The following is an 8,027-nucleotide window of genomic DNA, read 5'->3' as shown; positions in this document are numbered from 1 at the left end:
TTCAGGGAAAAAGTACCTGAATTTTCCCCCTGATCACTCCCATGCCTGGTACTTTTTGATTGACAAAAAGTCTAAAAGTCTTACCAAACAAGGTTTTTAGATTTATTCAGCAGACCCTAAATATCTACTGGATTTCTCACCAACAAACTAAGATAAATCGTCAGCACTATTTTAAAAATAAAAACAAGGATGATTATCTAGATGCTCTAACTATTGCCTTAACTTATTTTGACAAATCGGGACTAGATGATCTGGGTAATCCTCCGATTTTAACCAACTATGACCATGACTTGATCGATTTGTTGCGGCGTACTTTCCATGAGAGAGAACAACTCGTTAAAAACAAAAATTCTTTGATTAATCAGCTTAGACAACGGTTATGCTGCGAGTTTCCTGAAATCTCTCAAAGAGACTTTGATTATATCGGAGTTAGCGGCTGTAACCCGACTTTAGGACATATTGCTGGATTAAGGAAAAACCCGCACATTAAATCCACGGCTGGCTCTGGAATTAGTGAATATAGTCAGTTATTAGCTAAGGATATTATCGCCGCTACTTAACCCGAACTGGGGTTAAATAGCCATTTTTCAGGAGAAAAGCTCTCAGGGCAGTGGGAAAGTCTGGATATTTGCCGATCGCTGTACTTTCGCCATAGATATCGAGACCCCAATCGGAGTTTTTATCGTAATTAGCGAGGAGAAATTGCCAAGCTTCTTCGTATTCTCCTAGGAGAATTTTTTGGGCGACATAACCGGCCAAAATGCCATTGACTTCGGCTTTTTCTTTTTTAGCTAACTGAAAGGCTCTCAACATTGCTGCTAAAGTTTTTCTTAATTTTTGGGGATATTGTCTAGTGACATCCGCTAATTTACCCTGTTGAAAAGTATAAATTATCGAGGGAGGAAAAGAGGCGGCGTAGGAACTAAAAGCATATAAAAAAGCATTATCAACGGTGACAAATTCATAATTATTATCTCCATCTAAATCTTCAAAGGAACCACCACTACCATCTAAAAAACCCGTTTCTTCTCTAATAAATTTATCTTTTTGCCAAGTATAAATTACCAAAGATGTGCAGCAATGTGCGCCGCCGCTATAGGTGGAGACGATAATCTCATCGATGCCATTATTATCTAAATCTCTTAATTCGACATAGCCGGATCCAAAGGCACTATAGCCGCTATTTTCCTGATAAATTTGCTCGTTATAAAAGATTTGATAAGAAACATTATTAATATCATAATTATCATCAACTCTCTCGTTTAGGTCGATGGGTTGATAGCTAACTTTTACCTTAATTTTCCCCGATCTAACCACTTGATTTGTTAGGGTTTGACCGGTATCAAAATCGAGTTTAGTCACGGCTAAACTCGCAGCTGTATTGCCCAAAAATTGAGATAATAAGCAGAAAATAAAGCAAGTTTTGCTAATATCCATCGGCTAATTCACAGAGAGAGATTAATTTCAGTGTATCTTACTTATTCCTTCCGACAATCAGCCGTTAACTTTTCGAGAAAAACTATCTATTCCAAAGTTTTAACGCTCAAAACTTGGGGAGGTGTGGCATCGGGGGGATAGAGAAAATCGAGATTAATGTCGCGTCTGGCTCCGGGGGGAAGTTCCACCTGTACTAAAGCTTCTCCCTGTTGTCCTTCCCGTTGAACGAGATGGAAAAAACGTTCCTCGGTGCGTCCCAGAGCGTTACGATAGGTAACGCGCACTGCACCCCGGAAAAATACCGGTCCCTGGACGGGTTCAACAAATAGCAAGCGATCGAGATAATTGTCTTCTTTAATTGGGGTTTGAATACTCAAAGCCACCACCTGCGTTTTGCTAGTGTTGTTATATAGAGGTAAAGTCAGATAGTAGTGAACACCGTAGTTACCGTGAGCTTTGAAAGCCGTATCGGGATAACGCACTAACATGGGGGCGCTTTGGATTTGTCTGGTTCCGAAAGTAGCTGCTGTCACCGTACTTAAAGGATAGGCAAAAGCTTGACCGGGTTGAGGAATGGTGAGATTAATTCCCCCTTTGGGATCGACAATGCGGGTTGCCCATTCCGAACCGACAGAAATTCCGGCCACGCGACCATAAAAATTTCTTCTTCCGGGGAACCATTGATCGGGGGGGGTGGGGGGAAAATCACGAGGAGCGGCTAAATCACCTCTAACTAATAGGGTACGCCATTCCTCTAGGGTAGGGGGACGAAAGGTTTCTATTTCCCGGTCTTCGATTTTGACTTTTTGGGGAACTTCGTAGAGGGCTAAATTGGCCATATAGACAGGGCCATCGCTGTAGAGACGTAGGAGGGTCGAGCGGGCGCTACTTCTGGGGATAACTAGATCGAATAGCATCCGACTTTGGCCTGGGGGAATGACGATCTGGGTGGGAAATTGGGTATCATGGCGACGACGCATGATATCGCTGGCTAAACGGGAACCGGGACCGGAAAAAACCCGGCCATTGGGATCTTCCACCAGAGAGGGTAAATCGACAAAAGGGGCATCGGCGGAGGTGACGTAACTGACTCCTTGTAGGATGCGGATAACGAGGTTTTTGGAGGTGGGATTAGTAACGATCAGGCCCTGGTGTAGGTCGCGATTGGGATCGGTTTGACGGGCGATGTGGTGGGTGAAAACGTCAAAACGTCCTTGTAGGGGATGATTGAGATGGGCTACGGGATAACGTTTTCCTTTACCGGGGAAAGTGGAGAGGAGAATTCCCTCTTTTTCTACGACTTCGGGACTATTGCTATTAAAAACCAGCACATCATTTAGTTGACCGGGCAACTGACGCACTTCCTGATATTGGGTGATTAATTTCCTCTCTATCTGGGGCAAGACCGAGGCGGACTGAGCTAAAAGAATAGTGGGTAAGAAAGAAAGCATAGAGATTCTATATTTATAGTATTTAATCAGAGCTTGCTGAATAAATCTAAAACCTTGTTGGGTAAGACTTTTAGACTTTTTGTCCATCAAAAAGTACCGGATATGGGGGTGATCGGGGGGAAAATTCAGGGACTTTTTCCCTGAAAATTAGGTAATTGACCCCCTCAAAATCGGTAAAACCCTACACCCCACACCCCACACCCAACCCCCACGAAAAACTTTTTCAGCAAACCCTAATTAAGGGTGAGTCGATGGAGAGATGAAGTTATACAACAATATAGGCGAGTGTGTCCAGGCGATCGATAAAGAATCTTAATATATTTTTCAGGCCTGATCAAGCCATGTCAGGGGTGATGTGAGCTAGGGGCGGTTTTCTGGGTTAGCAAGGGAGAATAACCCTTGCTATTGCCGATTTTAGCCTTTAAGTTGACAATGACCGGTAACTGCTCACCCTAGCTTTAAATTTCGCCGCGAATTTCTTCGACTATGCCATCTCTAAGGACGAGTTCTACATTCATTTTTGCCACTAAGTTATCGCCTTTTTCGACGCGGAAAAAGCTTTCTAGTTGTGCTTGGGCTACTTCTTGATTGAGTTCCAAGAGTTGTACCTGTTGCAATTGTTGCAGATACTGGTTTTTTTGTTCGAGAAACTCACTTTTCTGTTGATTGACTTGGATTTGAATATTGTCAATCTGTTGGGCAGCCGCGGGGGGTAAGGGGATCAGACTCTGACGCTGAATTTCGGCGATCGCTCGTTGTCCTTGGGTTTCTAATTGTTGAATTTGTGCGTCAATTTGAGCCATTTGTGCTTGTAATTGCTGTTGTGCTTCTTCTTTCCAGCGCGGGGTCACGATGACTTTAATTGTCACCGGGCGCTTCAGTAATAAACTGGTTTGTGCGTCATCCATGATTTGCTTATCCTAAAAAGGTCTTTTTGTCAAGGGGTTAGGGAATATTTGCCAGAAATATTTACTTGGCAAACATCTCGTTAATCATATCGCGATAGCGTTGCGTTACTACCGGTCGTTTAATCTTTAAAGTTTGGGTCATCATGCCGTTTTCTTGGGAAAAAGGCTCTAAAATTAACTCAAAGGTTTTAATCTGGTCATCGGCACGATAACTGGGTCGATTTCTTACCTCGCGCTTTAATTCTTGTTGGTAGAGATCTAAGACTTTTTTGCTGTAGAGATCGCTAGAAAGAATCGTTGAGCGATCGCTGTGAAAATCGGGTAAATTTAAGGATATTTTCTGTTCTTGCGCCCAATTGGCCAGTATATCAAGATTAGGCACGATCAAAGCCCCCAAAGCTTTTTGATCCTGTCCCACTAGCATAATTTGGGAGATAAAGGGACTGCGTAAACAAGCATCTTCAATCGGTTGCGGTTCGATATTTTCACCATTGCTCAAAACAATTGTATCTTTGGCCCGTCCGGTTAAAACTAAATCCCCGGCAGCGGTTAACCAACCAATATCACCGCTATCAAACCAACCATCGGGAGAAATCGCTTTTTCGGTTGCTTCTGGTTTTTTATAATATCCCTGCATCACCTGCGGACCACGAATCAAGACTAAACCGTGTTTTTCCGTCGGTAAGACTTCTTTGCTGTGTAAATCGACAATACAGATTTCTGTCTGAAAGACGGGACGACCGGCAGACCCGCGCAGGTTATGATCGATACGACGGACGGTAGCGACGGGAGAAGTTTCTGTCAGTCCATAACCAACTAAGATCGGGATTCCCGCAATCTCATAGAAAGTATCTAGATGTCTAGCTAAGGAACCACCGCCACTAACGAAGATTTTAACTTTATTTCCCACTGCTTGGCGAATTTTGTTATAAACTAGCTTATCACCGATGGCATGGAGGGGATAGAGTAAGAGGGATTGAATTCTTGCTTTGAGTCTTTCTCCGGGGGAAGCGTGAAGGTGATCAAGACTGAGATTATCAGCGATACGTTTAGCAAGAACGTACTTTTCCGACTTTTCTAGAAAAAATCGCACCAATTTCTGTTTTTTAGCCGGTTGTTCGCTAAATTGTTTTTGGATACCCTCGTAAAGAGATTCCCAAAGACGGGGAACTCCCACCATTAATTGCGGACTAAATTGCTTTAAATCGGACTTAAAAGTGCGAATACTGGTATAAATCTGGGTACAACCTTGAGCTAGAATGAAATACTCACAGCTGCGCTCGTAGGAATGCCATGAAGGTAGTATACTTAAAACTCGATCGCCGGGAGCCGGTTGAAAGATAGCATTTAAGTTGCGTACCTGATGCAGCAGATTACCGTGACTTAACATCACCCCTTTTGGTTGTCCCGTCGTCCCCGATGTGTAGATGAGGGTAGCCAGATCATTTTCGCTCTTGGTGATGGGTTTAAGGGTGTTCTCAGCCCCGATCGCCATTAGTTGCTTGAAATTTAAGGTCTGCACGGAAATCGCCCCAGTAGCGGGGTCTTCGTCGGTGAGCAGCACGATTAATTTCAGGGGCAATTCAGGGATTTTCGCCAGTAATTTCCCTAAAGTTTTGTTATTTTCGACAATCAGCGTCTGACTGTCACTATCGGCCAGAATATAGGCTAATTCCTCTGCATCTGCTTGAGCAGATCGTACCGCATTGGCGGCCCCGGCTGCCATGGAACCTTGGTCGGCAATAAACCACCGGGGACTATTATCGGCAAATAAAGCGACATTTTCGGTTTCTGTGACTCCTAATGCTTGCAAAGCGGCGGCAAATTGCTGAATTTGTTGATAAAGTTCTCGATAGGTGAGAATTACTTCCGGTTTACTGTGGGGATCGTGCAGAGCGATAATATTGGGGAAACGTTGGGCAACTATTGACCAAACTTCGGGTAAAGATTGAATATTTGAATAGTCAATTAGGGTTGTCATAACAGTAGTTATAGTGGGTTACAAGAGTAATAACATATAGATTAACCATTCGAGGCTCTTTTTGCTGGTTCTCCTAGACAGTATTTCAACAGGTATCTAGTCCTGCAAAGTTGATTTCCTAGTCGAGACTCGGAGAGTGGAGACTTTTCAGTTATCAGTGAACAGTGAGGGATAATCAGGGAATGCTGACAGCTTAGATGTATAATTAATTTTGCTTAGGTACTTAATATAGTTGTGATTAGGATAAAAAACGATGATTGCTTTATCTAACTATAATAATCTCACTCCAGAAGAATATCTTCATTTTGAAGAAAAAAGTCCCATTAAACACGAGTATATCGATGGGCAAATTTACGCCATGGCAGGGACGACTGATACTCATAATATTGTTTCGGGTAATATATACACAATTATTCGTAATCATTTGCGGGGTTCCGATTGTCGGGTTTATTTTACCGATGTGAAAGTCAGATTAGAGAAACGCAATCACTTTTATTATCCTGATATTCTTGTCACCTGCGATGACAGAGATAGAGAAACTGCTACCTACAAAAGTTTTCCTAAATTGATTATCGAAGTTCTCTCCGATTCCACAGAAGCTTTTGACAGGGGTGATAAATTTAATGATTATCAAACTCTAGAAAGTTTAGAGGAATATGTCTTAGTGAATAGTAAACACCAACGAGTGGAAACTTTTCGCCGGGGTGAACAGGGTTTATGGATTTTGCAAACCTATCAACAAGAAAGTTTTAGTTTGCAGAGTATTAATCTGACGGCATCTTTTCAGGATTTATACGAGGATGTCACCCTAGAAACGGTTAATGATACTCCCGAAAGTCCTTAAGAAAATCTCCTTCAACGATTAAACCTATGATTGCTCTATCTAACTATAATAATCTCACCCCAGAAGAATATCTTCAGTTTGAAGAAAAAAGTCCCATTAAACACGAATATATCGAGGGACAAGTTTACGCCATGGCAGGGACGACTGATATTCATAATATTATCGGACTCAATTTCACTTTTATCATTCGTAATCATTTGCGGGGTTCCGATTGTCGGGTTTATTTTGCCGATGTGAAAGTCAGATTAGAGAAACGCAATCACTTTTATTATCCTGATATTCTTGTCACCTGCGATGACAGAGATAGAGAAACCGCTACCTACAAAAGTTTTCCTAAATTGATTATTGAAGTTCTCTCCGATTCCACAGAAGCTTTTGATAGGGGTGATAAATTTAATGATTATCAAACTCTAGAAAGTTTGCAGGAATATGTCTTAGTGAATAGTAAACACCAACGAGTGGAAACTTTTCGACGGGGTGAACAGGGTTTATGGATTTTGCAAACCTATCAGGAAGAAAGTTTTAGTTTGCAGAGTATTAATCTGACGGCATCTTTTCAGGATTTATACGAAGATGTCACCCTAGAAACGGTTAATGATACTAGGGAATGAAAAATCATTAAGGTACAACCTCAAAAGGTTGATTTCCATACCGTCGGTAAATATAGAAATCGCTATCAAGAGTGAATATTTGTCTTTGATTAAGAACTTCAGCCATGGCTACTAAAGAAGCATCTGCTAAATCCATAGGAACATCTTGATATTGTATCATTAAGGTTTCCATTCTTTTTAGTTCATCTGAATTATGATGGTGTATTACCAGTATTTCATCTACCACATAACCCCATAATTCTTGTTGTGCGAACCAACCACCATATCGACGCAATAAATACATTGCTTCGGTAAAACAAGCGCAAGTCGTGACAAGGGGGGCCGATAGCGAAGATAAAATGTCAACACAACGCTGATGATTTTTATCAGCTTCATTAATTAAGGCAATAAGTGGAGAAGCGTCGCAAAGAGTCATTGGTGTAATGCTGATTAGTCTTTATCATCTAAAATGTTTGTAAAAACTTCTTCTACTCGCTCAGATAAATCCGATGGCTGAAAATAAACTCGTCCAACTCTTCCTTTTAATTTTTGGTCTAGGGTTTCTGGAGTGGAAGAATTGGCAGATTGATTAGATAGAATGGTCAATCTCACTCGCTGACCAGCTAATTTAGCACTATGCTGTAAAATTTCTTCCCAAGTCCCCTCTAAAGTGTTTTGTTCCATAGATATTGATTTGAATGGTTCTTCGTTACTTGTTATGGTTCGATAGGGTGGCATAAATCGACTAAATCCTTATCTGGCGAGAGATTTAATTGATTAGTTCGCTCTAGATCGAAAACAGTTGACAAAAATCGC

General features: G+C 41.7%; 9 protein-coding genes. 3 read left to right on the top strand and 6 right to left on the bottom strand.

The window, feature by feature from the left end; translation table 11 throughout:
- Nucleotides 1–59 precede the first annotated feature (59 nt).
- Nucleotides 60–560 carry a hypothetical protein gene (locus EWV84_RS17610; protein ID WP_287079050.1) on the top strand — a complete coding sequence of 167 codons (501 nt, stop codon included), beginning with the start codon at nt 60–62 and terminating at the stop codon, nt 558–560.
- Here the strand turns inward: EWV84_RS17610 and EWV84_RS17605 are convergent.
- From EWV84_RS17605 to EWV84_RS17590, 4 genes are all read right to left on the bottom strand, one after another.
- Nucleotides 553–1,437: a hypothetical protein gene (locus EWV84_RS17605; RefSeq protein ID WP_287079049.1), complete on the bottom strand. Its 885-nt coding sequence runs from the start codon at nt 1,435–1,437 to the stop codon at nt 553–555. The genes EWV84_RS17610 and EWV84_RS17605 overlap by 8 nt on opposite strands.
- Nucleotides 1,438–1,523: 86 nt before the next feature.
- The gene (locus tag EWV84_RS17600) at nt 1,524–2,888 is read right to left on the bottom strand and encodes a DUF3370 domain-containing protein (protein WP_287079051.1); all 1,365 of its coding nucleotides are present in this window, start codon (nt 2,886–2,888) and stop codon (nt 1,524–1,526) included.
- A 458-nt stretch (nt 2,889–3,346) separates the two neighbouring features.
- Nucleotides 3,347–3,796 carry a YlqD family protein gene (locus tag EWV84_RS17595; RefSeq protein WP_002756613.1) on the bottom strand — a complete coding sequence of 150 codons (450 nt, stop codon included), beginning with the start codon at nt 3,794–3,796 and terminating at the stop codon, nt 3,347–3,349.
- A 61-nt stretch (nt 3,797–3,857) separates the two neighbouring features.
- Nucleotides 3,858–5,777, bottom strand: coding sequence for a long-chain fatty acid--CoA ligase (locus EWV84_RS17590; RefSeq protein ID WP_287079047.1), 1,920 nt, complete (start codon nt 5,775–5,777; stop codon nt 3,858–3,860).
- Nucleotides 5,778–6,030: 253 nt separating this feature from the next.
- On the opposite strand from EWV84_RS17590, the gene EWV84_RS17585 reads away from it, so the two are divergent.
- Both EWV84_RS17585 and EWV84_RS17580 read left to right on the top strand, forming a co-directional pair.
- Complete coding sequence (locus tag EWV84_RS17585; protein WP_287079046.1) at nt 6,031–6,621, top strand: Uma2 family endonuclease; 591 nt, start codon at nt 6,031–6,033, stop codon at nt 6,619–6,621.
- A 26-nt stretch (nt 6,622–6,647) separates the two neighbouring features.
- Nucleotides 6,648–7,232 (top strand): Uma2 family endonuclease, encoded by a 585-nt coding sequence (locus EWV84_RS17580; protein ID WP_287079045.1) that lies wholly within the window; start codon nt 6,648–6,650, stop codon nt 7,230–7,232.
- Between the two features lie 7 nt (nt 7,233–7,239).
- On the opposite strand, the gene EWV84_RS17575 is transcribed toward EWV84_RS17580, so the two are convergent.
- Together EWV84_RS17575 and EWV84_RS17570 are read right to left on the bottom strand one after the other, a co-directional pair.
- On the bottom strand, nt 7,240–7,647 hold the full coding sequence (locus EWV84_RS17575) for a type II toxin-antitoxin system VapC family toxin (RefSeq protein ID WP_287079044.1): 408 nt from the start codon (nt 7,645–7,647) through the stop codon (nt 7,240–7,242).
- A 14-nt stretch (nt 7,648–7,661) separates the two neighbouring features.
- On the bottom strand, nt 7,662–7,895 hold the full coding sequence (locus EWV84_RS17570; protein ID WP_287079043.1) for a hypothetical protein: 234 nt from the start codon (nt 7,893–7,895) through the stop codon (nt 7,662–7,664).
- Nucleotides 7,896–8,027 lie beyond the last annotated feature (132 nt).

Source organism: Microcystis sp. M_QC_C_20170808_M3Col, assembly GCF_007095505.1.
Classification (GTDB): Bacteria; Cyanobacteriota; Cyanobacteriia; order Cyanobacteriales; family Microcystaceae; genus Microcystis.
The sequence above is the reverse complement of the archived record's forward strand: the minus strand, read 5'-3'. Positions and strand labels throughout refer to the sequence as shown.

Bases quoted from the DNA above. Each gene is read 5' to 3' on its own strand.
- EWV84_RS17585 (WP_287079046.1), top strand. From the start codon at position 6,031: ATGATTGCTTTATCTAACTATAATAATCTCACTCCAGAAGAATATCTT.
- EWV84_RS17600 (WP_287079051.1), bottom strand. From the start codon at position 2,888: ATGCTTTCTTTCTTACCCACTATTCTTTTAGCTCAGTCCGCCTCGGTC.
- EWV84_RS17590 (WP_287079047.1), bottom strand. From the start codon at position 5,777: ATGACAACCCTAATTGACTATTCAAATATTCAATCTTTACCCGAAGTT.
- EWV84_RS17605 (WP_287079049.1), bottom strand. From the start codon at position 1,437: ATGGATATTAGCAAAACTTGCTTTATTTTCTGCTTATTATCTCAATTT.
- EWV84_RS17595 (WP_002756613.1), bottom strand. From the start codon at position 3,796: ATGGATGACGCACAAACCAGTTTATTACTGAAGCGCCCGGTGACAATT.
- EWV84_RS17575 (WP_287079044.1), bottom strand. From the start codon at position 7,647: ATGACTCTTTGCGACGCTTCTCCACTTATTGCCTTAATTAATGAAGCT.
- EWV84_RS17570 (WP_287079043.1), bottom strand. From the start codon at position 7,895: ATGGAACAAAACACTTTAGAGGGGACTTGGGAAGAAATTTTACAGCAT.
- EWV84_RS17580 (WP_287079045.1), top strand. From the start codon at position 6,648: ATGATTGCTCTATCTAACTATAATAATCTCACCCCAGAAGAATATCTT.